The sequence below is a fragment of the Lactobacillus panisapium genome (assembly GCF_019469265.1).
GTDB lineage: Bacteria > Bacillota > Bacilli > Lactobacillales > Lactobacillaceae > Lactobacillus > Lactobacillus panisapium.
Window position 1 is genome coordinate 1,023,941 of the sequence record NZ_CP048268.1, and the last position, 22,806, is coordinate 1,046,746.

The 22,806-nt window shown below is 39.4% G+C and carries 23 protein-coding genes; 20 read left to right on the forward strand and 3 right to left on the reverse strand.

All coding sequences use genetic code 11. From position 1 onward, the window contains the following. Positions 1-34: 34 nt before the first annotated feature. The 8 genes from GYM71_RS04840 to GYM71_RS04875 all read left to right on the forward strand — a co-directional run bounded on the left by GYM71_RS04840 (position 35) and on the right by GYM71_RS04875 (position 7,118). Positions 35-883 carry an NAD(P)H-binding protein gene (locus GYM71_RS04840; protein ID WP_220221114.1) on the forward strand — a complete coding sequence of 283 codons (849 nt, stop codon included), beginning with the start codon at positions 35-37 and terminating at the stop codon, positions 881-883. Between the two features lie 12 nt (positions 884-895). After that, positions 896-1,348 (forward strand): Rrf2 family transcriptional regulator, encoded by a 453-nt coding sequence (locus GYM71_RS04845; protein ID WP_220221180.1) that lies wholly within the window; start codon positions 896-898, stop codon positions 1,346-1,348. Positions 1,349-1,447: 99 nt separating this feature from the next. Further along, positions 1,448-1,927: a LysM peptidoglycan-binding domain-containing protein gene (locus GYM71_RS04850; protein WP_220221115.1), complete on the forward strand. Its 480-nt coding sequence runs from the start codon at positions 1,448-1,450 to the stop codon at positions 1,925-1,927. A gap of 42 nt (positions 1,928-1,969) precedes the next feature. After that, positions 1,970-2,644 (forward strand): (d)CMP kinase, encoded by a 675-nt coding sequence (cmk, locus tag GYM71_RS04855; protein WP_220221116.1) that lies wholly within the window; start codon positions 1,970-1,972, stop codon positions 2,642-2,644. Positions 2,645-2,716: 72 nt separating this feature from the next. Further along, a complete protein-coding gene (gene rpsA, locus GYM71_RS04860; RefSeq protein WP_103751587.1) occupies positions 2,717-3,922 on the forward strand; it encodes a 30S ribosomal protein S1 in 1,206 nt (401 codons plus the stop codon). Positions 3,923-3,986: 64 nt separating this feature from the next. Beyond that, the gene (gene der / locus GYM71_RS04865; RefSeq protein WP_220221117.1) at positions 3,987-5,297 is read left to right on the forward strand and encodes a ribosome biogenesis GTPase Der; all 1,311 of its coding nucleotides are present in this window, start codon (positions 3,987-3,989) and stop codon (positions 5,295-5,297) included. A 183-nt stretch (positions 5,298-5,480) separates the two neighbouring features. Further along, positions 5,481-5,756: an HU family DNA-binding protein gene (locus tag GYM71_RS04870; protein ID WP_103751589.1), complete on the forward strand. Its 276-nt coding sequence runs from the start codon at positions 5,481-5,483 to the stop codon at positions 5,754-5,756. A 105-nt stretch (positions 5,757-5,861) separates the two neighbouring features. Then, positions 5,862-7,118, forward strand: coding sequence for a tetratricopeptide repeat protein (locus GYM71_RS04875; RefSeq protein WP_103751590.1), 1,257 nt, complete (start codon positions 5,862-5,864; stop codon positions 7,116-7,118). 58 nt (positions 7,119-7,176) lie between these two features. On the opposite strand, the gene GYM71_RS04880 is transcribed toward GYM71_RS04875, so the two are convergent. Beyond that, positions 7,177-8,559 (reverse strand): IS3 family transposase, encoded by a 1,383-nt coding sequence (locus tag GYM71_RS04880; RefSeq protein ID WP_336511429.1) that lies wholly within the window; start codon positions 8,557-8,559, stop codon positions 7,177-7,179. 62 nt (positions 8,560-8,621) lie between these two features. Beyond that, the gene (locus GYM71_RS04885; RefSeq protein WP_220221118.1) at positions 8,622-9,509 is read right to left on the reverse strand and encodes a YitT family protein; all 888 of its coding nucleotides are present in this window, start codon (positions 9,507-9,509) and stop codon (positions 8,622-8,624) included. 90 nt (positions 9,510-9,599) lie between these two features. Between GYM71_RS04885 and GYM71_RS04890 the strand changes: the two genes are divergently transcribed. Then, the gene (locus GYM71_RS04890; protein WP_103751592.1) at positions 9,600-10,799 is read left to right on the forward strand and encodes a CCA tRNA nucleotidyltransferase; all 1,200 of its coding nucleotides are present in this window, start codon (positions 9,600-9,602) and stop codon (positions 10,797-10,799) included. On the opposite strand, the gene trhA is transcribed toward GYM71_RS04890, so the two are convergent. Continuing rightward, complete coding sequence (trhA, locus tag GYM71_RS04895; protein WP_220221119.1) at positions 10,796-11,461, reverse strand: PAQR family membrane homeostasis protein TrhA; 666 nt, start codon at positions 11,459-11,461, stop codon at positions 10,796-10,798. The genes GYM71_RS04890 and trhA overlap by 4 nt on opposite strands. Before the next feature lie 110 nt (positions 11,462-11,571). Between trhA and GYM71_RS04900 the strand changes: the two genes are divergently transcribed. From GYM71_RS04900 to GYM71_RS04950, 11 genes are all read left to right on the forward strand, one after another. Next, positions 11,572-12,432 (forward strand): DegV family protein, encoded by an 861-nt coding sequence (locus GYM71_RS04900; protein ID WP_220221120.1) that lies wholly within the window; start codon positions 11,572-11,574, stop codon positions 12,430-12,432. Positions 12,433-12,436: 4 nt separating this feature from the next. Further along, entirely contained in the window at positions 12,437-12,667 is a 231-nt protein-coding gene (locus tag GYM71_RS04905) for a YozE family protein (RefSeq protein WP_103751595.1), read from the forward strand. 47 nt (positions 12,668-12,714) lie between these two features. Then, entirely contained in the window at positions 12,715-13,554 is an 840-nt protein-coding gene (ylqF, locus tag GYM71_RS04910; protein ID WP_220221121.1) for a ribosome biogenesis GTPase YlqF, read from the forward strand. Further along, on the forward strand, positions 13,551-14,306 hold the full coding sequence (locus GYM71_RS04915; RefSeq protein WP_220221122.1) for a ribonuclease HII: 756 nt from the start codon (positions 13,551-13,553) through the stop codon (positions 14,304-14,306). The genes ylqF and GYM71_RS04915 overlap by 4 nt, the downstream gene beginning before the upstream one ends. A 46-nt stretch (positions 14,307-14,352) precedes the next feature. Then, the gene (gene dprA / locus GYM71_RS04920) at positions 14,353-15,183 is read left to right on the forward strand and encodes a DNA-processing protein DprA (protein WP_220221123.1); all 831 of its coding nucleotides are present in this window, start codon (positions 14,353-14,355) and stop codon (positions 15,181-15,183) included. A gap of 82 nt (positions 15,184-15,265) precedes the next feature. Continuing rightward, the gene (gene topA / locus GYM71_RS04925) at positions 15,266-17,371 is read left to right on the forward strand and encodes a type I DNA topoisomerase (RefSeq protein ID WP_103751599.1); all 2,106 of its coding nucleotides are present in this window, start codon (positions 15,266-15,268) and stop codon (positions 17,369-17,371) included. Positions 17,372-17,461: 90 nt separating this feature from the next. Further along, positions 17,462-18,778, forward strand: a complete 1,317-nt coding sequence (gene trmFO, locus GYM71_RS04930; RefSeq protein WP_220221124.1) for a methylenetetrahydrofolate--tRNA-(uracil(54)-C(5))-methyltransferase (FADH(2)-oxidizing) TrmFO — start codon at positions 17,462-17,464, stop codon at positions 18,776-18,778. A gap of 2 nt (positions 18,779-18,780) precedes the next feature. Then, on the forward strand, positions 18,781-19,707 hold the full coding sequence (xerC, locus tag GYM71_RS04935; protein WP_220221125.1) for a tyrosine recombinase XerC: 927 nt from the start codon (positions 18,781-18,783) through the stop codon (positions 19,705-19,707). Further along, positions 19,707-20,231: an HslVU peptidase proteolytic subunit gene (hslV, locus tag GYM71_RS04940; RefSeq protein ID WP_103751602.1), complete on the forward strand. Its 525-nt coding sequence runs from the start codon at positions 19,707-19,709 to the stop codon at positions 20,229-20,231. Before xerC ends, hslV begins: the two co-directional genes overlap by 1 nt. 18 nt (positions 20,232-20,249) lie before the next feature. Next, the gene (gene hslU / locus GYM71_RS04945; protein WP_220221126.1) at positions 20,250-21,659 is read left to right on the forward strand and encodes an ATP-dependent protease ATPase subunit HslU; all 1,410 of its coding nucleotides are present in this window, start codon (positions 20,250-20,252) and stop codon (positions 21,657-21,659) included. Between the two features lie 17 nt (positions 21,660-21,676). Beyond that, a complete protein-coding gene (locus GYM71_RS04950) occupies positions 21,677-22,564 on the forward strand; it encodes an aldose 1-epimerase family protein (protein ID WP_103751604.1) in 888 nt (295 codons plus the stop codon). Positions 22,565-22,806: the final 242 nt, after the last annotated feature.

Consider the following 22,806-nt stretch of genomic DNA (forward strand, 5'->3'; position numbering starts at 1 on the left):
AACAAATTATGAATTCTGAAAGGTAAGAATAAAAATGAAATACGCTGTTACAGCTGCAACCGGAAATTTTGGCCAACTGGCTGTGAAATACTTAAGTCAATTAACTAGTTCAAAAGATATTGTCGTCGTTGCCAGAAATCGGGAGAAAGCCGAGAAGCTTTTTCCTAACTTTGAAATAAGAATTGGTGACTATGATAAACAAACATCAATTACCAAAGCATTGCAGGGAATTGATCGGGTCTTATTTATTTCTTCTCAACCTGGCGGAAAAGTTGACCGCAAAGTGCAGCACCAAAATGTAGTTAACGCGATTCAGGCAAATCATGTTAGCTTTGTGGCCTATACTAGTTTTGCTCATGCTCAAAGTTCACCTACACCGCTAGCTCAAGATCACAAGCTAACTGAAGACATGATTATTAAAACCAATATTGCGCACTCGTTTTTGCGTAACAACTGGTATTTAGAAAATGAAGCAGGATTTTTTGCAAGTGCTAAAGAAGCACAAAAAGCTGTTTACTGGGCAGACAATTGTGCCGGCTGGGCTTTAGAAAGTGAATATGCACAGGCAGCTGCTAATGTTTTAACTTCTTCAGAGCCACGTGAAGTCTACGAATTTACGGGCAAGCCAATTACTTACCAAGAGCTAGGACAAGCTACAAGCGAAGCATTGGGCAAAAAATGTTCAATTTTGCAGGTCTCTCGTGAAAATTATATTGCTGACCTGGAAAATAAGGGGTTGGATCACTCAACGGCAACTCTTTATGCCTCTTTCCAAGAGCCAATTGCTAGCGGTTCCTTAAACGAAACCAGTTCAGATTTACCATTAGTGTTAGGACACCCATTGACTGATTTAAGTACAGCAATCAAGAAAATTGTTTTATAAAAGGAGAACAAAATTAAATACTCTTATAAATTAAGTGATGCTATTCATGTTTTAGCTTATTTATTACTTTGCCCAGATTCTGACCATTCAAGCAAAGCAATTGCAGCAAGCGTAGAAGCTAATCCTAGTGTAATTAGAAGCTTAATGAGTGACTTACGCAAAGCTAATTTACTTTCTAGTCATCAAGGTTCAGTTAAACCAACTTTAGTTAAGCCGCCTTCCGAAATCAGTCTATTCGATATCTATCAAGCTCTTAATGTTAATCACCATCTTTTCCATGTCGATCCTGATACCAATCAAAATTGTATTGTGGGCAGAAATATTCAACCAGTTCTTCAAAATGTTTATGGTGAAATTGAAAAAGATGCAGAAAAGAAAATGATGGAAATATCTTTGGAAGATATCGTAAAGCAAATTAACCAACAAATTGCGGACCATGCTTCTTCAAACGAAAATACTAACTAAAAACAGTTTCTAAATTCAACTTGATTCAATATTATTTTTATCCATTTTACCTATTAAATATGCTAAAATTAAGCAAGTTAGGTGAAGGAGGTTTTCAAATTGAATCAGAACCCGCAAGGACCGTTTAAGCATTATGAACGCCCTCATAATTCTAGGACGATGATTAATAAGTCAGGCTCAAAATACTGGATGATCTTAATGGTTCTTATAGTTATTATTATTGTTGCTCTTGTACCGGTTGTGCATCATTTGGCTGCAAATAGTGAAACCAGCAACCGGGTAGTTGAATTGCAAAAAGCGACTAAGAAGCGCAAACGGGTAACAGAAAAGAAGACTTCCAAGACTCAAATTAATGCGAAGGTTAAAGACAAGGCAAAGAAAAAAACATTATCCAAGCCTAAAGTTCAGGCACAGGATAAGCCAGTTGAAACAAAAGTTAAACAATATACAGTTCAAAGCGGCGATTCTTTAACTAGCATTGCAGATAAATTTAACCTAACGGTTAATGATTTGGCACAACTTAATCAACTTAATCCAGAAGATCAAGTAAACGCCGGTCAGAAGCTGAGAGTAAAGTAGTTAATAGAAAGGGCAGGGACTTCAAGTCCCTTTTTTAATGGCATGCAGATAGCAATTGATGGACCAGCTTCAGCTGGTAAAAGTACAGTCGCAAAAATTATTGCGCAAAAATTGGGTTTTACTTACATTGATACTGGGGCAATGTATCGTGCCTGCACGGTAATAGCACAAGAAAATCAGCTTGATTATGGTGACGAAGAGGCGATCCTAGCCGCAGTTGATCAAAATCAAATTGAATTAAAAGTAGTTGATGGTGAACAAAAAGTTTTTACAGGTAAAAATGATGTTACGCAGGCAATTCGGATGCCTGAAGTTTCAGCAAATGTTTCCCAGGTTTCAGCACTTTCCGGTGTTAGGGAAAAAATGGTCAGTCTTCAGCGGCAAATGGCAGGTAAGATGAATGTCGTAATGGATGGTCGTGATATCGGCACAACAGTTTTACCTCACGCAGAAGTGAAAATTTTTTTGGTAGCTTCAGCAAAGTCTCGTGCCCAAAGAAGAATGCTTGACTTAAAGCAGCGCGGAATAAAAAGTAGTCAAACATTGGCAGAGATTGAAGAAAGTATTAAGCAACGTGATTACAAGGATTCTCATCGCAAAATTTCACCGTTAAAAAAGGCGCCAGATGCGGTTGAAATTGATACGACTAAGATGAGTATTGAACAAGTTGTTGACGCAATTTTGGCTGAAATTGCTAAAAGTCAAAAAAATATTTAAAAAAGGTGCTAAAACAGTAGAAAAATATCTCACTTTCATTTAAAATTAGATTATGATATTGGGAGGTAAATAATGTCAGAAAACAGTAATCAATTTTTAGATGCATTAAAGCAAATGCAAGGAGTTGAGGTCGGCGATATTGTAGATGTTGAAGTATTAGACGTTGAAGAAGGTCAAATCGATGTTGGTGTTGAAAATGCTGGTGTCGAAGGTGTGATTCCACGTCGTGAATTCACTTCAGATCGCAACGTTGATCTACGCGAAGCCGTTAAGCCAGGAGACAAGTTTAAAGCTTTAGTCTTGAGAAAAGCTGGTGGAGACAAGGAGAACGGTGAGTTCTTCTTCTCAGTAACTCGTCTTAAGGAAAGAGAAGCTTACGACGAATTGCAAAAAGACTTTGAAGCAGGTAAAACAATCGAAGGTACTGTTACTTCATCAGTACGTGGTGGTTTATTAGTTGATGTTGGTACAAGAGGATTTTTACCAGCTTCACTTATTTCTAACCGCTATGTTTCTGATCTTAAACCATACATTGGCAAGACAATGAAGCTTAAGATTACAGAAATTGATCCAAGCAAGAACCGTCTGATTCTTTCTCACAAGGATTTAATTGAAGAAGAACGTGAAGAAGCCTTTGATAAAGTAGCATCACAATTAGTTGTTGGTGATGTAGTAGAAGGCAAAGTTTCTCGTTTGACCAACTTTGGTGCTTTTGTTGATGTTGGTGGTGTAGACGGTTTAGTTCACATCTCTGAAATTTCTTACAAGCACGTTGACAAGCCTAGTGATGTATTAAAGGCTGGTCAAGATGTTAAAGTTAAAGTTATTGGTATTGATGATGACAGACACCGCATCTCCCTTTCAATCAAGCAAACTGAACCTTCCCCATTTGAACAAGCTACAGCTGAATTACACGAAGGCGACATTTTTGAAGGTGAAGTTAAGTCTTTAACTAACTTTGGTGCCTTTGTAGAAGTTGCTGATGGCATTCAAGGCTTGGTCCACGTTTCTGAAATATCATATAAACACGTAGACAAACCTAGTGATGTTCTTGAAGTTGGACAAACAGTTAAGGTTAAAGTTTTGAACATTGACCCTAATGAACGTAGAATTTCACTTTCAATGAAGGCTGCTGATTCTAAAGGTTCTGAAAATGAAGGATCTCATTCGCACAGTTCATACAACAGAAACTCTGTTAACAAGAAATACATGAACAACGATGACAGTGGCTTTGCTTTAGGTGACATTATTGGTGACCAATTGAAAGATCGTCGTTAGTTGTAAATTTAATGAGCCGACTTTTTAAGTCGGCTTTTTTTATTATTAAAAGGAGGCTGAAAATATGGTTTTACCTGTAGTTGCAATTGTAGGACAACCAAATGTTGGTAAATCTACTCTTTTCAACCGGATTATTAATGAACGTTTGGCAATTGTAGAAGATAAGCCCGGCGTTACCCGTGACCGTAATTATGCCCAAGCTGAATGGATGGGACATAAATTTGACTTAATTGATACTGGCGGTATTACTTGGGAAAATGGCCGAATCGAAGATGAGATTCGTGCCCAAGCCGAAATAGCTATTGAAGAGGCAGATGTGATTGTAATTTTAACTAGTGTTACTAATCACTTAACCGATTTAGATGAGCGTATTTCGCAAATGCTTTATCAAACAAAAAAGCCGGTTATATTAGCGGTTAATAAAGCAGATAATCCTGAACAAAGAATGGATATTTATGATTTTTACAGTTTAGGTTTCGGGGATCCAATTCCCATTTCTAGTGTTCACGGAACGGGAATTGGTGATTTGCTTGACCGAATTGTTAGTGAACTACCAAAAGATCTAGCTAAAGATGATGATGACCAGATTTCGTTCAGTGTAATCGGGCGACCAAACGTTGGTAAATCATCGATTGTCAATAGTTTACTCGGACAAAAGCGGGTAATTGTCAATAATGAAGAGGGAACAACTCGTGATGCTGTAGATACCCCTTTTATTAGCGAAGATGGTACAAAATACCGAATTGTTGATACAGCTGGAATCAGACGACGAGGCAAAGTCTATGAAAAGACTGAAAAGTATTCGGTAATGCGTGCAATGAGTGCGATCGAGCATTCCAATATCGTCTGCTTGGTTCTTGATGCTAGTACCGGTATTAGGGAACAAGATAAACATGTTGCTGGGTACGCACATGAGGCTGGACGCGGCATTATTATTGTCGTCAACAAATGGGATTTACCGAAGAAGAATAGCAATAGTGGTAAAGATTTTGAACGAGTTATTCGTGAAGAATTCCAGTATCTAGACTATGCGCCTATTTTATTCGTTTCAGCAAAAACGGGCCAAAACTTGGAGCAAATTCCGAAGATGGTTAAGCAAGTTCACCAAAACCAGACTCAAAGAATTAAATCCAGTGTTTTAAATGATCTCCTGCTCGAAGCCAGCAAGTTGGTACCAACACCAATGGTACGAGGAAAACGCCTTAGAGTTTATTATATGACTCAGGTGTCTACAAATCCGCCCACTTTTGTGGTGTTTGTAAATGATCCAGAATTAATGCATTTTTCCTATGAGCGATTTTTAATAAATCAATTACGTGATAACTTTGATTTTACTGGCACACCAATTAAGGTTATTGCACGTAAAAGAAAATAGTTTGTATCTAGCAAATAGATAAAAATGACAATTTTCGGCTAAATTGCTTGTTGTACTATGGCTTTTGTGCTATTTTGAAACAAGGAAAGAATGATTAGTCATGATCATTGTTCCTTGTTTCTCTGATGAGGAATAAGTAAAGAATCTCTGTTATGAGATTCATTTTTGGGAGGTGAATTTTCTATGGCAAATAAAGCAGAATTAGTTACTGAAGTTGCTTCAAAAACTAAGTTAACTAAAAAGGATGCAGCTACAGCTGTTGATGCAATTTTCAGTTCGATCCAAGAGGATCTTTCAAAAGGTAAAAAAGTTCAATTGATTGGCTTTGGTACTTTTGAAGTGCGTAAGCGTGCAGCTAGAAAAGGACGTAACCCACAAACTGGTGATGAAATTGAAATTCCAGCTAGTGTTGTTCCTGCATTTAGACCTGGTAAAGCTCTTAAAGAAGCTGTTAAATAAGCTGATTAGTTTTATCCAAAAAGATGGTGGCCATAATGCCATCATCTTTTTGTTTGTACTTTTATCTAAAATGAACACGATGAATCTGAGACAGGAAGGAAAATTATGAGCTATTCAGAAGAATTGCTAGATTCAATTCAAAAACAAGATTTTTCCAAAGAAAAAATTTTATTAAAAAAGGCTCTAGATGAAGATGAACCAGAAATTTTGGCTTCCTTAGCCGAAAATTTAACTGGCTTAGGTTTTACTGACATAGCCAAAGAAGTTTACCGTAGTTTAATTGCGCGTTTTCCAAAAGAAGACCTTTTCAAAATTTACCTCGCTGAAATTCTGTTGAACGATGGTAAAGACGATGATGGACTGTCACTTCTTTATGCAATTCCAGAAGACTCATCCGCTTATTTGGATAGCCTATTAGTTCAAGCGGATTACTATCAAACTAATGGCTTGCTTGAGACGGCGTATAGCAAGCTCCTAAAGGCCGCTAAAGTGGCACCTGAAGAAGATGTCGTAAAGTTTGGATTAGCTGAACTAGACTATCTTAGTGGCCGTTATGAGCAAGCCTTAGATTTGTATCAGGATTTATTAAAAAGACACAAAAACTTTAGTGAGATTAACCTAAATGACCGTCTGTTTCAGACTCTAGCTAAGTTGGGCCGCTATGAAGAAGCAAGTGAAGTAATTGAAAAACACGCGAGTGAACTGTTAGACATTGACAGTAAGTACCAAGCAGCCTTAGTTATGTTAGCGGTCAATAAAGACGATCAGGCAATCAAATACCTAGATGAAGTGATTGACCAAAGTCCTGATTACGTGAATGCATATCGGCTGTTGGCGTCTGCTTATGAACACAAAAATGATAATGACCAAGTTTTACGGTCAGCACAAGCAGGAATCGCATATAACGAGCTTGATGCATCTTTATACGCAATTGGGGCAAAAGCTGCTGTTAAGCTTAATGAATTTGACACCGCTGAGGAATTGCTCAAAAAGGGCTTGAAATTTTTACCTGAAAACGTTGATTTACGTTTACAACTATCAGATTTATATTTAAAGGAAAATAAGCACCAAGAAAACTTAGAATTATTTAGTAAAATACCTGATAATGAATTAGAGCCACAAGCACATTGGAACATGGCTCTTTCTTACGAGGCTCTTGAGCAGACTGAAAAGGCTAAAAGTGAGTTTTTACTTGTTTATCCCGAATTTCAGGATAATACCGCTTTTTTACGACAAATGATTCTCTTTTTTAATGCTGAACCTAATTCAACTACCATTGTTCAAGAATTATTAAATCGTTATTTGAAACTTGAACCAGAGGATACAGAAATGCAGGATTTAGCTAATAATTTACTTGATTAGCAGAACTAAAAAAGATCGCATTGATATGAACCCCAAAATTAGGACAGTTTAATAAATTTTAACTAAGGACTAATGCCCGATATTCAAGCGGACTTAGTCCTTTTAGTTTTACTTTGATTCTTTGCTGGTTATAGTAACTGATATATTTTTGGATTGCTTCTTCCAGTTCGTTTAAATTCTTAAACTGGGTTTCGAAGCCATAGAACATTTCCCGTTTGAGTATGCCAAAGAACCCTTCCATTAATCCGTCATCTAAGGAATTGCCCTTACGCGACATAGACTGTTCGATTCCATGGTCTTTTAGCCAGGCTTGGAATTTAGGATGCTGGTACTGCCAGCCTTGATCTGTATGAAAAATCAGACCATTTAATGCTGGATGCTTGCGCCAAGCCTGTTTTAGCATGTCCATAATCTGTTTAAGGTTAGGACTGCGGGAAATGGAGTAGGCAATCACCTCTTGCGTGCAGCCATCAACAATGGGTGACAGGTAGGTCTTCTGACCGTTGAGTTTGAACTCGGTCACGTCTGAATACCACTTGTGTTCCGGGTAAACTGCGCTAAAATTACGTTTAATCAAGTCGTTCTTAATTGGACCCTGGTTGCCGCGATAGCTATTATACTTATGCCAGCGTTTACTGACGATACCAAAGAGTTTCAGCTTGTTCATCAAGCGTTGTACTTTTTTGTGATTGACTAGCCAACCACGTCGCCTAAGTTCCAGAGTAATGCGCCGATAGCCATAGCGATGCCGGTGTTCTTCATAAATGGCTTTGATTTCAGCCATCACCTGCTGGTTGCCACGATCCTTATCCTTTTTCTGCAAATTGTAGTAATAATTACTGCGGGATAGATGCGGGAGATTGGGATTAGCATTAATAACAGCAAGAATAAAAGTTACGCTGACCTTGAGTTCACGCCTCAGCTGGGTAACTGCCCGGGCTATTTCCGCGGCTTGCGGTTCTTGGTCCGCTGGTCGACTAAGGCGGTCAATTTTTTTATAAATTCGTTCTCGACGGTCAGCTTCAAGTTCTGCTGGCGTAAGTGCTCGTTTTCTTGCTTCAGACGTTTGATTTCTGGATCTTGTTTGGGCATGGGGTGATCGTCCTTTTTGTTTGATAACGACATTATACCCGTTTTCACGATAGCTGCGAAGCCAATTAGCCAACATACCGTTACTTTTTAGGCCAAGATCAATTGCCACCTGATAAGCTGGTTCATGCTTGACTAGTACTCGTATAATAGCCTGCTTTTTAAACTCAAGTGAATATTCAGTATAGGGCTGGTCTAAAATAGCTAGGCCGTGACGTTGAATAAGAGCAAGCAAATACTTAATGTTAGCAGGATTAATGCCATAACGTCGACCCAATTCACTAGGTCTAATGTTATAATTCCGCCAAAGATTGAAGATTTCAATTTTATCTTGTTTGGATAATTTAGCCATAATAAAAACCTCGAAGTTGTCCTAACTTCGGGGTTCATATCACATATCAGAATGCGATCTTTTTATTTGCGGATAATAAAGTGACGTTGCTTTTGTTTGTAAGTAAAGCCTTCTCCCAGTGCTTCGTGAACTTCAATTACGCTCACAAATGCTTTGGGGTCTTCGGCGCTAATTAATTCTTTCACGGCAGGAATTTCACGTGGCGAAACGACTAAATAGATTACAGGACGATTAACTTTACTATAGCCACCCCGAGCTTCGAAATAGGTAAAACCGCGATCAAGTTTTAAATCAATCATCTGCGCGATTTGCTGGTACTTATCTGATATTATTAGTAAACCACGAGCGGAGTAGGCTCCTTGTTGGACAGCATCCATTACGCGTGAAAGGATAAATGATGCCACCAGCGTATACATAATGTGCTTTAAGTCTAAATAAGTTAGTGACGCAAACAAGACCAGCGCATCGCAGAATAAAAGCACCTTGCCAGAGGACATGCCGTATTTTAATTGACAAATTCGGGCAATGATATCAGTCCCGCCTGAAGTGCCATTATACCTAAATACTAATCCTAGACCTATTCCAGATAGGGTTCCCGCTAAAATCGCTGACAAGAAGAGGTCGTGTTCCAAGTTTAATTGATATATAATAGGTATCAAGCGCCAAAACCATAGGAAAAAAGAGAGCCAAAGAGTTCCCCAAATTGTGTAAGTCAAGAGTCGCTTACCCATAAAGCGATATCCCAAAAATATTAGTGGGATATTTAAAATAAGCGAGGAAAGCCCCATATTGATGCCCCAAAAGTGTCTAAGAAGCAAAGTAATACCGCTGATACCGCCATCTGTTAACTGATTAGGTGCGGAAATCATGTCTAAACTTAAGCCATAAATGGCGCAACCTAGCATGATCATAAATAGTTCTAGAATGTTTCTTCTAGTAATTTTTTGCATGATGATTATTATCTTTCTATTCAATCTTTGACGCTATAAACTTACCACATTTTCTAATGAAAAACACTATACAAATGAGTTGATTATCTGATGAAAAAAATAAATGATTTACCCCAAATTTTTGTTGCTGCAATTCCCGTACTTGAAAAGCTTGAAGAAGCGGGTTTTGAAGCATACTTTGTTGGTGGTTCAATTCGTGATTTGCTTTTAAAACGACATATTCATGATATTGATATTGCCAGCAGTGCATATCCTGAAGAAGTTAAACGATTATTTCCTAAAACAATCGATACTGGCATTAAGCATGGTACTGTAACTGTCTTATACAATGGTAGTAGTTATGAAATAACAACGTTTCGAACCGAATCAGGTTACCAGGATTTTCGCCGCCCTGATCATGTTACCTTTGTTAGAAGTCTCAAAGAGGACTTAAAGCGGCGTGATTTTACTATCAATGCGTTAGCAATGAATACTAAAGGCGAAATTGTTGATCTATTCAATGGCTTAGATGATTTACACCACCATCTAATTAAAGCCGTTGGTGATCCTTTAGAACGCTTTCACGAGGACGCATTGCGCATGATGCGGGCAGTCCGCTTTATGAGTCAATTACAATTCGACCTGGAAGAGCAAACTGAAGAGGCTATTCGACAACTCCATTATTTGTTACCTAAAATTTCGGTTGAACGAATCCGTGACGAGTTTGTCAAAATGGGGACTGGACCAAATTCAAGAAAGGCATTTGCGGTCTTCTTGGATACAGAATTAAGCGAAGGAGCTCCCGATTTTGCTGGCAAGAAAGATTTACTAGCAATTTACCCCAGTTTGAAGTTTGATCCTATTTTAGAATCAAGTCTTTGGGCCGTGATTATCATTTTACTGAAAATAGCTAACAATGAAATTGGTCAATTTATGCGCGATTGGAAAAATTCCAATGCAATGACCAGCAAAGTAGAAAAAATTGTTGATTTGTTTGACCTGCTTTCAGAACGTGCCCCAACGGATTATGAACTTTTTGAAGCAGGAAAAGAAACGTTATTGAATACAATTGATGTTGCGCAAATTTTGGGGCAGCCAATTAATTCTGAGGCTTTAGTTGACCGCTATATGGCGTTACCAATTAAGTCTTCTTCTGAACTAGTTATTGATGGTCGCTTTCTAATCGCTGCCGGCGTTAATCCGGGCCCTAAACTAGGTGAACTACTTACAGACATTAAGAAAAAAGTGATTGCCGGTGAATTGGAAAATTCACGTGAGGCAATCACCGCATTTTTAGGTAATGAATTTTAAACATAAAATAAAACAGCAAAATACATCAAAGCTGAACCGAGAAGAACAAACAGATGCCAGACAACATGAATAAAGGGAACGTTTTTCATGGTATAAAGCAGTGCCCCAACGGTATAAGCAATTCCGCCGCCAACGAGGAGCCAAAAGCCGTTAGGACTCAAGCGGACATATAGGTATTTTCCAGCTAAAATAACCAGCCACCCCATACCAACATATAAAACCGTATCCAAAATGACATGCTTGCCCCGGTTAAAAATATAGTAGATGATTCCAAAGATTGCGATTAGCCAAATGAGGCTAAACAGTAGCCAGCCCCATTTGCCCCCGATAGCTACTAGTGCAAAGGGCGTATACGAGCCACCGATTAAAAGGTAGATAGAGGAATGGTCAAAAATTTGGAATACATTTCGTGCTTTGGTAAAAATTAAGCTATGAAATAACGTCGAAAATAAATATAAAATCAATAAGCAGCTGCCATAAATGGCAAAGGTAAAAAGCCTTATGGTGCTATGCATTGATACTGCCTTTAAAATTAATAAAATTAAGCCAACAATTGCTAAGCAAAAACCGATTCCGTGGGTAACCGCACTAAGCGTGTTATCTAATACGTAATAGTTTTTGCTTTTTTTAGTTGGCTCCTGCCAAAGTTCTTTTAATTTCATTATGAAAAAAGATATTCACTTTCTTTTTTTTGTTATAATAATTTATAATTGATACAATTCACATTCTATCATACAATGTGAACAGCAATTCAGAATTGAGGTCGAGTAGGTTGTCAGAAATAAAAATTTTGACCGATTCTTCTGCACAGTTAACGCCAGAAGAAATTGAAAAATATCATATAACAGTTGTACCATTATCCGTAACAGTTGGTGGAAAGACATATCTTGATGGCGTTGAAATCACCAGGCAGGAATTTGTTGAAAAAATGAGTCAGGCAGAAGATCTGCCTAAAACAAGTCAACCACCAATCGGCAGATTAGTAGATACAATTAAGGACTTAACGGCTGATGGGAGTGAAGTCGTTGGCATCTTTTTGGCTAAAGCACTTAGCGGAACGGTTGATGCTGCCAGACAAGCAGTCGAATTAAGTGGCAAGTCGGATCTAGTTCATGTTGTTGACTCTGAACTGACTGATCGGGCTGAAGGCTTGCAAGTTTTGGCTGCCGCTCGCGATGTTGCAGCTGGGAAACAAGTTCCAGAAATTTTAACTCACCTTGAAAATATCAAGAAAACTCAGCGTTTGCGAATGATGATTGTCAACCTTGAAAATGTGATTAAAGGTGGACGGTTAGGGCCAATCTCAGGTAAGATTGCTAATTTGCTGAATATTAGAATCGAGTTACAAATGCCGCACGGTGAATTAAAAGTAGCCAAAAAAGGGCGCGGCAAGAAATTCACGATGGCATTTGACCAGCGTGTCCTAGATGATATTGAGGCTAATAAAGAAAAAATTAAAGAAGTTGGTATTTCCTACGTATCACTCAATGGTGTACCACAGCGTTTGCTTGATTTTGCCCAAAAAATTAAGGACATTAATTCTAAAATTGATGTGTTGGTACGCGAAACTAGCCCAATAATTGCTACACACGCGGGCATGGATGCATACGCAATTTTATATTATACGGAGTAATTAATTGGCATATCGAGAAAGTTTTTACCGTTACTTAATGACGTTACGGGATGCAGATTCCACCGATCCTGTCGTGCAATTTGCAAATAATGCACAAAATGATCAAACTTTTCCTAAGCAAGAGCAAAATTACGAAAAGCTATCGGAGTATCTTGAGCTAAATGCGGGCTATTTACCGAGCATGAGCATTTTTGATCAAGCTTATCAGATGTATCACGATAAAATGATGTATTAACAAAGGCTCCTTCTTGGGGCCTTTTTAGTGTAAAGAAGGCAAAAACAATGGCTAAAATTCAATGGTATCCTGGTCACATGAACAAGGCTCGCAATCAACTTGAGGACAAAATGGGATTAATTGATGTTCTGGTTGAAGTACTTGATGCGAGAATTCCTGAGTCATCTAGAAATCCGATGATTGAAGACTTAGTTGGCGATAAACCGCACTTAATTATTTTAAATAAAGCTGACTTGGCCGACCCGGTAATGACTAAAATCTGGCAGAAAAAATTGAGTGGCAAAGGCAAGGTGGTAATGGCACTGGACTCTTTGCATAATACTAACATGCAGGTTTTAGTTCGGATGGTGAAAAAAGCAGCAAGCGCTAAAATTGCTAAATTGGAAGCAAAAGGTGCAGCCAATCCGGTTATTCGCATTGCTCTGGCCGGCATCCCTAACTGTGGTAAGTCGACCATTATTAATCGTTTGGTTGGCCGCAATGTAGCGGCTGTGGGTAATAAGCCTGGTGTAACCAAGGGCCAAACTTGGTTGAAGACGCAATCTAATATTCAGATTTTAGATACTCCCGGAATTTTATGGCCTAAGTTTGAAGATCAGGACGTTGGCTATAAGCTTGCCGCCTTTGGCGCAATTAAAGATAGTATTTTTAGTGCTGATGATGTTGCGCTATTTTTACTTGCCAGGTTGCGTGAACATTATTTGGGCGATGTGGCGAAGTTTGCGCGAACAACTAAGGAACAAGTAGGCCGAATCAATGATACAGATTTGCTTTTGGCCCTTACCGAAGAATACGGGATGCGTGACGACTATGATCGCTTTTCTTTGTATCTTCTCCAACGCCTGCGTAAAGGCAAAGTAGGAAGGATCACATTAGATCGACCATGACAATCAATGAAATAAAAACTTTATTAACTCAAGAAAAACTTCCCACAGAAACAATCACCCAGTTGGCGCAAGATCCAAGAGCAGGCGTTCAAAAATTACTGGTTAGCTATCAAAAGCGTCAGGCTAAATTAGCAAGTAAAAAAGCAGCATTTGAAAAGCGGTTTGATTATGAGCGCCAATTTTGGGCTAAAAAGCAAGTAGTGGCCGGTGTCGATGAAGTTGGTCGTGGACCTTTGGCTGGTCCGGTGGTGACAGCTGCCGTCGTTATTGACCAGGATTTTGATCTGATCGACGTGAATGATTCGAAAAAACTGAGTGCTAAAAAAAGATGCGAACTTTATCCTAAAATTTCAGAAGAAGCAGTCAGTGTCGCTGTCGGCGTCAAAGACGCTGAGGTAATAGACAAAGTAAATATTTATGAAGCAGACCGATTGGCTATGGCACAGGCCGTCAATAATTTAGATTGTTCCGTTGATGCTTTGCTTGTTGATGCGATGGATGTGCCGGTAGCTCTTCCGCAAGTGAAGTTAATTAAAGGGGATGCAAAGTCTAATTCGATTGCTGCCGCTTCAATTGTTGCCAAGGTTTTTCGTGATAAGCTAATGGCAGATTATGCTAAAATCTATCCCGAATATCACTTTGAAGTCAATGCCGGCTATGGTACTAAAGAGCATTTGGCCGCTATCAGGCAGTATGGCCCATCACCAATTCACCGTAAAACATTTGCACCTGTCAGTGAGTTTTATCAATAAAAAATTTCCCTCCTTTTTTACGTATATGTAGATAGGGAGGTTTTTTATGAAAACAACAAATTTTCTTTTGCGTTTAAAATTACAAAAAGGAATTGGTTATGTTAAGATGTTAAAAATTGCTAGTCAACTAGATACAGCTGATGTCAATCTTAAAGCGCTGATGAAAATGGACTTGCCTAGCAATTTAAAAAGAGCGAGTTTAGCTGCTTATAATGATGATCAGGCGGAAATTTACGTAAAACGAATCAAGAAGCAGTGTCAGGTTATTAGCTTTTTTGACGATGTGTATCCGGAGCAATTGCGCCAAATTTACCGGCCGCCGTTAGTTTTGTTTGCTCAGGGAGATGTTAATCTCTTACAGCAAAAAATTGTGACAATAGTGGGTTCACGCATGGCAACGTCATATAGTCGTTCAGTTTTGACCAAATTGGTTCCCCATCTTGTTAAAAAAGGCTGGGTGATTGCTAGTGGCTTGGCTAAGGGCGTTGACGTGATGGCGCACAAGGCAGCACTAACTAGTGAAGGTAAAACAATCGCGGTAGTTGGTAATGGCTTAAATCATTTTTATCCGCTCAGTAATTATCACGTTCAAGAACAAATTATCCGCCGTGGCCTAATTCTTAGCGAGTATTTGCCTGACACGCCGCCAAGACCCTTTCGTTTTCCGCAAAGAAATCGGATATTAGCTGGTATTGCCCAAAAAGTAGTTGTTACCGAGGCGCAGGAAAAATCCGGTTCACTGATTACAGCGAACCTGGCATTACAGGAAAATCGCGATATTTATGCGGTTCCGGGGCCAATTGACAATGAGCTTTCTGCTGGGCCAAACAAGCTGATTGCCGCGGGGGCGATTCCGATAACTGATTATCAGTTATAACTTGAAAGATTTGACAATTTGCGGGTAAATATACTATTGTCAGACTAGTATTTTAAAAAAGAATTTAATGAGGAGGCTTTTGATGCCAACAAAATCAAAGCCAAAAAAACGTAAAAAAACATTAGTGATCGTTGAGTCGCCGGCTAAGGCTAAGACTATTGAAAAATATCTCGGACGTAATTATCGCGTCATTGCATCGAAAGGCCATATTCGTGATTTACCTAAGTCACAAATGGGAATTGATTTTGATCATGATTACAAACCGAAATATATTTCGATTCGGGGTAAAGGCGACACGATTAAAGAATTAAAATCTGAGGCTAAGAAAGCTAAAGATGTTTACCTAGCATCTGACCCCGATCGTGAAGGAGAAGCAATTGCGTGGCATGTGGCTCATGCCTTAAATCTGGATGATACGGCTAAGAACCGGGTTACTTTTAACGAAGTTACCAAGGATGCTGTTAAAAACAGTTTTAAAAATCCCCGTGCCATTGATATGGATACGGTAAATGCTCAGCAGGCCAGAAGAATCCTAGATCGAATTGTAGGATATTCTTTATCGCCAATTCTATGGGATAAGGTGAAAAAAGGACTTAGTGCAGGACGTGTTCAGTCTGTTGCTCTTAAGTTGGTAATTGACCGCGAAAAGGAAATTAAAAACTTTAAGCCCGAAGAATACTGGACAATTGATGCCGAGTTCAAAAAGAAAACTAAGGCGTTTAAGGCACAATTCTGGGGCGTCGATGGCAAAAAGCAGGATTTGCCGAATAATGAAGCCGTGCAAAAAGTTCTAGCAAAAATTGATAAAAAGCAGGCTTTTCAAGTTAATAATGTCGTTAAGCGTGAACGTCGGCGGCAACCTGCTGCACCGTTTACGACTTCAACTATGCAGCAAGAAGCTAATAAGCGTCTAAATTATCGGACGCGCAGAACCATGAGTATTGCACAGCAGTTATATGAAGGTATTAGTCTGGGCAAACAGGGCACAGTCGGTCTAATCACCTATATGAGAACGGACTCTAAAAGGACATCCCCAATTGCTCAAGCTGAAGCATCTAAGTTCCTAAATGAAAAATACGGCAAAGAATATGCTGCCAAAGGTGCAAGACACTTTAAAAATCAGGAAGATGCGCAGGATGCCCATGAAGCAATTCGGCCTACAAGTGTTTACCGGACACCCGAATCTTTAAAGGATGTTTTAACTACCGAACAATATCGTCTTTACAAACTGATTTGGTCCCGCTTTTTAGCCAGTGAAATGACGCCTGCTGTTTACGATACCGTAAGAGCTGACATTGAACAAAATGGGGTAATTTTCCGGACGACTGGTTCGAAAATGAAGTTTGCTGGTTTCACCAAGGTTTATGATAATTTGCAGGAAAAAAATGTAGAATTACCTGAACTAGATGATGGTGATCAAGTTAAGTTAGCAAAATCCGATAACAAGCAGCATTTTACGTTGCCGCCTGCACGCTACACGGAAGCCAGTTTAGTTCATACACTGGAAGAAAATGGTGTCGGGCGTCCGTCAACCTACGCGCCAACGATCGATACGATTCAGCGTCGCTATTATGTCAAGCTTGAGGGTAAAGCAATAGTACCTACTGAATTAGGAGAGATTGTCGATAACTTAATCGAAAAATTCTTCCCGGATATTGTTAACATTGATTTTACCGCCCAATTAGAAAGCGACCTCGATAGCATTGAGGCAGGGAAGAAAAATTGGGTCAAGGTAATTGACGAATATTATCACCCGTTTAAAAAGGAATTAGATAAAGCCGAGTCAGGCATTCAAAAAGTTCAGATTAAGGATGAACCTGCTGGTTTTAACTGCGATATCTGTGGTGCGCCGATGGTGATCAAGATGGGACGCTATGGTAAGTTCTACGCCTGCTCACGTTTTCCTGATTGCCGCAACACTAAGGCAATTGTGAAAAAGGTCGGTGTAATCTGTCCGAAATGCGGTAAAGGTGATGTAGTTGAGAAGAAGTCTAAGCGCAACCGCAAATTCTATGGCTGCTCTCGCTACCCTGACTGTGATTTTGTTTCCTGGGACAAGCCGATTAACCGTGTCTGCCCTAATGACGGTCATTTCTTAGTGGAAAAGAAAAACAAAAAAGGTCTGGTTATTTTATGTCCAAATGGTGACTATAAAGAAGAGCCTAAGGAAGAACAGACCGCAAAATAACATTAAATTTAATTAAATATCATCAAATCACTTAGATTTGATGATATTCTTTTTATATAAGTAAATAAAAATTAGTAAAGGAATATAAATATGCCAAAAACTGTAACTGTTGTCGGTGGAGGCTTGGCGGGTAGTGAAGCCGCTTGGCAATTAGCCAAACGAGGGATTTCGGTTGATCTATATGAAATGAGACCAACTAAAATGACGCCAGCTCATAAAACCGGCGAATTAGCAGAGCTTGTTTGTACCAATTCAATGCGGTCTAATCAGCTGTCCAATGCTGTCGGGTTACTGAAAGAAGAGATGCGTCAATTGGATTCGCTTGTTTTAAAAGCGGCTGATAAAACTCAGGTTCCAGCTGGCGGAGCTCTTGCTGTTGACCGGGATGAATTTAGTGCTTACATCACCAAGACACTCCATGAACTGCCCAATATTACGTTTCATGATGAAGAAATTACTGAATTGCCCCAAGATGGCATTGCCATTATTGCAACTGGTCCCTTAACCAGTGATAAGTTGGCTGCTAAAATTCAGGAATTTTCGGGAACTGAAAGTCTGCACTTTTTTGATGCAGCAGCGCCAATTGTTGCCGCCGATTCGATTGATTTAGATATTGTTTATAAAAAATCACGCTATGATCGCGGGGATGCGGCTTACCTTAACTGCCCGATGACGCAGGAAGAATACGAGAAATTCACTCAAGAATTGGTTAATGCGGAAACAGCACAAATGCATGATTTTGAAAAAGATGATGTTTTTGAGGGATGCATGCCAATTGAAGTAATGGCTTCGCGGGGAGAAAAGACGATGTTGTTTGGCCCTCTTAAACCCGTTGGTTTAGAAGATCCTCATACTGGCAAGACACCGTATGCGGTAGTTCAATTACGCCAAGATAACGCCGCCGCTTCAATGTACAACATTGTTGGCTTTCAAACGCACTTGAAATATGGTGAACAAAAACGAGTCTTTTCAATGATTCCTGGTTTAGCCAATGCGCGTTTCATCCGCTACGGGAAAATGCACCGTAATACTTATATGGCTTCGCCCGAAGTTTTGACTGCCAGTTATGAAGCGAAAAAACAACCGGGGTTATTTTTCGCAGGTCAAATGACTGGCGTTGAAGGTTACGTTGAAAGTGCTGGTAGTGGCTTAGTTGCCGGTATTAATGCGGCCAAGGAAGCTCTTGATGAGCCTACTGTAATTTTTCCTAAAATGACCGCTCTTGGCTCGATGGCAAATTATGTGACCACAACCAGCGTCAAACACTTTCAACCAATGAATGCCAGTTTTGCTTTGATCCCCGGGCTTGAAGGGAAAAAGATTCGGAACAAACGGGAACGGCATGAAAAAATTAGTGAGCGTAGTTTAGAAAAACTTCAAGAATTTAAGCAAAAAGAGTTGGATTAACAATGGCTGCTTTAGAAAATAGTGATGAACTAGATCTGTTTCTGTCTTATCTAAAAAACGAACGACATTATAGTCAGAAGACCATTAAGTCTTACCAAACGGATTTGCTCGAGGCAAAGTCTTTTTGGAAAAGTAATGGCGGTTTTGCTGGCTGGAAAAAGATTGAACGCCGTGATGTTGAGATTTTTTTACAAAATCTGGCAGAACGTAAGTTAGCTCGTTCAACTCAATCCCGTAAAATGTCTAGTTTAAGATCTTTTTATCGCTTTTTAACTAAGCGTAAAATTGTTAAAATAGACCCGACGCAGGCAATTGTTCTGCGGGCAAAAGAGCACAAACTGCCGCAGTTTTTTTATGCACCCGAGATGAAACAGGTTTTTGCATCGCTCAATGGCAGTGACCCGTTAACTAGGCGGAACTTAGCCATGTTTGAGTTGTTTTATACAACCGGCATGCGTGTTAGCGAAGTTAGCAATTTAACGCTTGAGCAAGTTGATTTAGATTTAAAAATTATTCTCGTGCACGGAAAGGGAAACAAAGATCGTTATGTTGCTTTTGATAAGCAAACTAAAGAGGCCTTGGCAAATTATCTGACTGATGCCCGGCCCGAGCTCATCAAAGATCACGATTGTCCTTTTGTTTTTGTCAATCATCAAGGTAAACAATTGACAACCAGGGGCATAGAATATGTTATGCAAAAAGTATTTAATGGTGCGGGGATTAACGGTAAAGTTCATCCCCATGAATTGCGACACAGCTTTGCGACAGCAATGCTGAATAATGGTGCGGATTTGCGTAGCGTACAGGAGTTATTGGGGCACATTAATTTATCAACTACCCAAATATATACGCATGTAACAATGAGTCATTTACAGGAAAATTATGAACAATTTTTTACCCGTAATGATAAGAAAGATGAGGCAAAATAATGACAACGATTTGTTCAGTTAAATATAACGGAAAAACAGCAATTGCTGGTGACGGCCAAGTAACCTTAGGCGAAAAGGTCATTGCTAAGGCAACGGCTAAAAAAATAAGACGCATATACCATGATCGCGTCGTCATCGGCTTTGCTGGTGGTGTGGCCGATGCAGTTAGCTTGCAGGAAATGCTTGAAGGAAAGTTAGAAGCATTTGGTGGTGATTTACGGCGTGCGGCGGTTGAAATGGCCCAAGCTTGGCGTAAGGATGCTACCTTACAAAAATTAGATGCAATGCTGATTGCCTTTAACGAAAAGGATTTATTGCTTATTTCAGGTAATGGTGAAGTGCTTGAGCCTGATGAAAATGTTGTAGCAATCGGTTCGGGTGGTAATTTTGCCCAGGCTGCTGCTATCGCGATGACGCGCCATTCTTCGGGGATGTCTGCCAGTGAAATTGCTCATGAAGCAGTTGAGATTGCTTCCGGTATCGATATTTTTACTGATGATCAGATTCATACAGATGAACTTTAAAAGTAGGTGAAATTAGTTATGGAAACAAAAACGCCAAAACAAATCGTTAGTTTATTAGACGAATATATTATCGGTCAAGACGAGGCCAAGAAGGCAGTGGCTGTTGCTTTGTACAACCGTTATCGAAGAATGCAGCTACCTAAAAAGATGCAGGAAGACATCACTCCGAAAAACTTGCTTATGGCAGGTCCAACCGGGGTAGGTAAAACCGAAATAGCTAGAAGACTTGCTCTGATTGTCAATGCTCCGTTTGTTAAGGTGGAAGCAACCAAATTTACGGAAGTCGGTTATGTTGGACGGGACGTTGAATCGATGGTACGCGACCTAGTAACTGAAGCAGTTCGAATGGAAGAAAAAGAGCAGTTTGATCGTGTACGTGTGCAGGCAGCTAAAGAAGCCAATAAGACATTGGTTCGGTTGTTAGTTCCTGGCATTAAGCACGAAAAACGGCAAAATCAAATGCAAGAATTCCAGGACATGATGTCAATGCTGATGACCAATGGTCAAAATAATGATCAAGCAGCCGATACTGATCAAGATGAAGTAACTGACGAAATTAGGAATGAACGTTTGTCAGTTGCTGAACAGCTAAATAAGGGATTGTTAGAAGATCGGGACGTCACGATTGAAGTAGAACAAGCTCCTAAAGTTAATCCAATGAATGATATGATGAGTCAAATGGGAATGGACATGAGTTCCGTACTTAATGGCTTAGTCCCTAAAAAGCGGGTTAAACGGACGCTACCGGTCAAAGATGCCCGTGAAGTCTTGATTCAAGAAGAATCTAGAAAAATGGTTGACTACGATACAATTTACCAAAAAGCAATTGAACGGACAGCCAACAACGGAATTATTTTTATTGATGAAATTGATAAAATTACTGCTGGCAACAAAAAGACTTCGGGTGAGGTATCTCGTGAAGGTGTACAGCGTGATATTTTGCCAATCGTTGAAGGATCGACTGTCCAGACAAAGTACGGTCCGGTTTCAACTGACCATATTTTGTTCATTGCTGCAGGGGCTTTTTCTGAGTCAAAGCCAAGCGATTTGATTCCAGAACTGCAAGGACGTTTCCCAATTCGGGTTGAACTTAATGCTCTTTCAAAAGATGATTTTGTAAAAATTCTGAAGGATCCAGCTGATTCCCTACTTGAGCAATATGTTGCTTTGATGAAAGCAGATGGCATCAAGCTAATCTTTACTAAAGAAGCAGTTGACCGTATTGCACAAATTGCTTATGACGTTAACCAGGGAACAGATAATATTGGGGCTAGAAGACTGTCAACTATTCTCGAAAAGCTGCTTGAAGATGTCCTTTATGAAGGACCTGATATGACCATGGGTGAAATAACTGTAACCCAAGCATATGTTGATGAAAAACTTAGTGATATAATAACTAATAAGGATTTAACTAAGTTTATTCTGTAAAAAGGCGATGTATTATCATGGATTACACTATCAAGAACAGTATTTTACAAGTCGTCATATCAAGTACTGGCGCTGAAATTCAAAGCGTGAAGAGCCAACACAGCGGATATGAGTATATATGGCAAGCTGACCCTAATGTTTGGCAGCGCCATGCACCGGTTTTATTTCCCATCGTTGGCAAATTGCAAGATGATGAGTATACCTATCAAGGTAAAACCTATCATATGACCCAGCATGGTTTTGCCCGGGATATGGAGTTTACTGTTGAACATCAGACCGCTGAAAGTATCACTTTTTTGTTAACTGATACGCCAGAGACATTAGCGATTTACCCGTTCAAGTTTGAACTACGGGTAAATTACAATTTGCTTAATAACTTGTTGGAAGAAAATTTCAGTGTGACCAACCGGTCTGATGGCGAAATGATTTTTGGTATTGGTGGTCATCCAGGGTTTAATATTCCAACAGATGAAAAGGTAGCAAAAGAAGATTTTTACTTTAGTACCAAACCTTCGCGGGCCCGGGTTCAAATTCCGCTAAAAGGGGCATATTTGGACTGGGATAACCGCTCACTAGCATCAACTAACAGCTTGATAACTTTAAGTGATCATTTATTTAAAAATGATGCTTTAATTTTTCAATTGCGTGGTCATGATAATCGCGTTTCACTAAAAACAGATACTAGTAATTTCCATGTAAATGTTTGGTTGCGTGATGCTCCATTTGTTGGTATTTGGTCGCAATACCCTAAAACGGCTGATTATGTTTGTATTGAGCCATGGTGGGGGATTGCCGATCGGGCAGATACGAACCAAAAGTTAGAAGAAAAGTATGGCATGAATCATTTAGATGCTAACGCAACCTTTACCGCTGGTTTTAGTATGGCTTTTCATGATCAAGACTAGCTAGCAAATTTAGACTAAAGTTTAATAATTAACTAAAGGCGTCAAGTTAAAACTCGACGCCTTTTAATTGCCACTAAGAATAGATTGCTAGCCAAAAATTATTTGATTTTAGTTTTGAAGAACATTTTTAAAGCGACTAAGAGTAAAGCTTGCGGTGGCCTTATTACGCCGCGGTCAAAAGTTGGTAGTAAGTAAGATCCGGCTCTTTACATAAATAATCCAATTTGTTTATTTTTCACTTG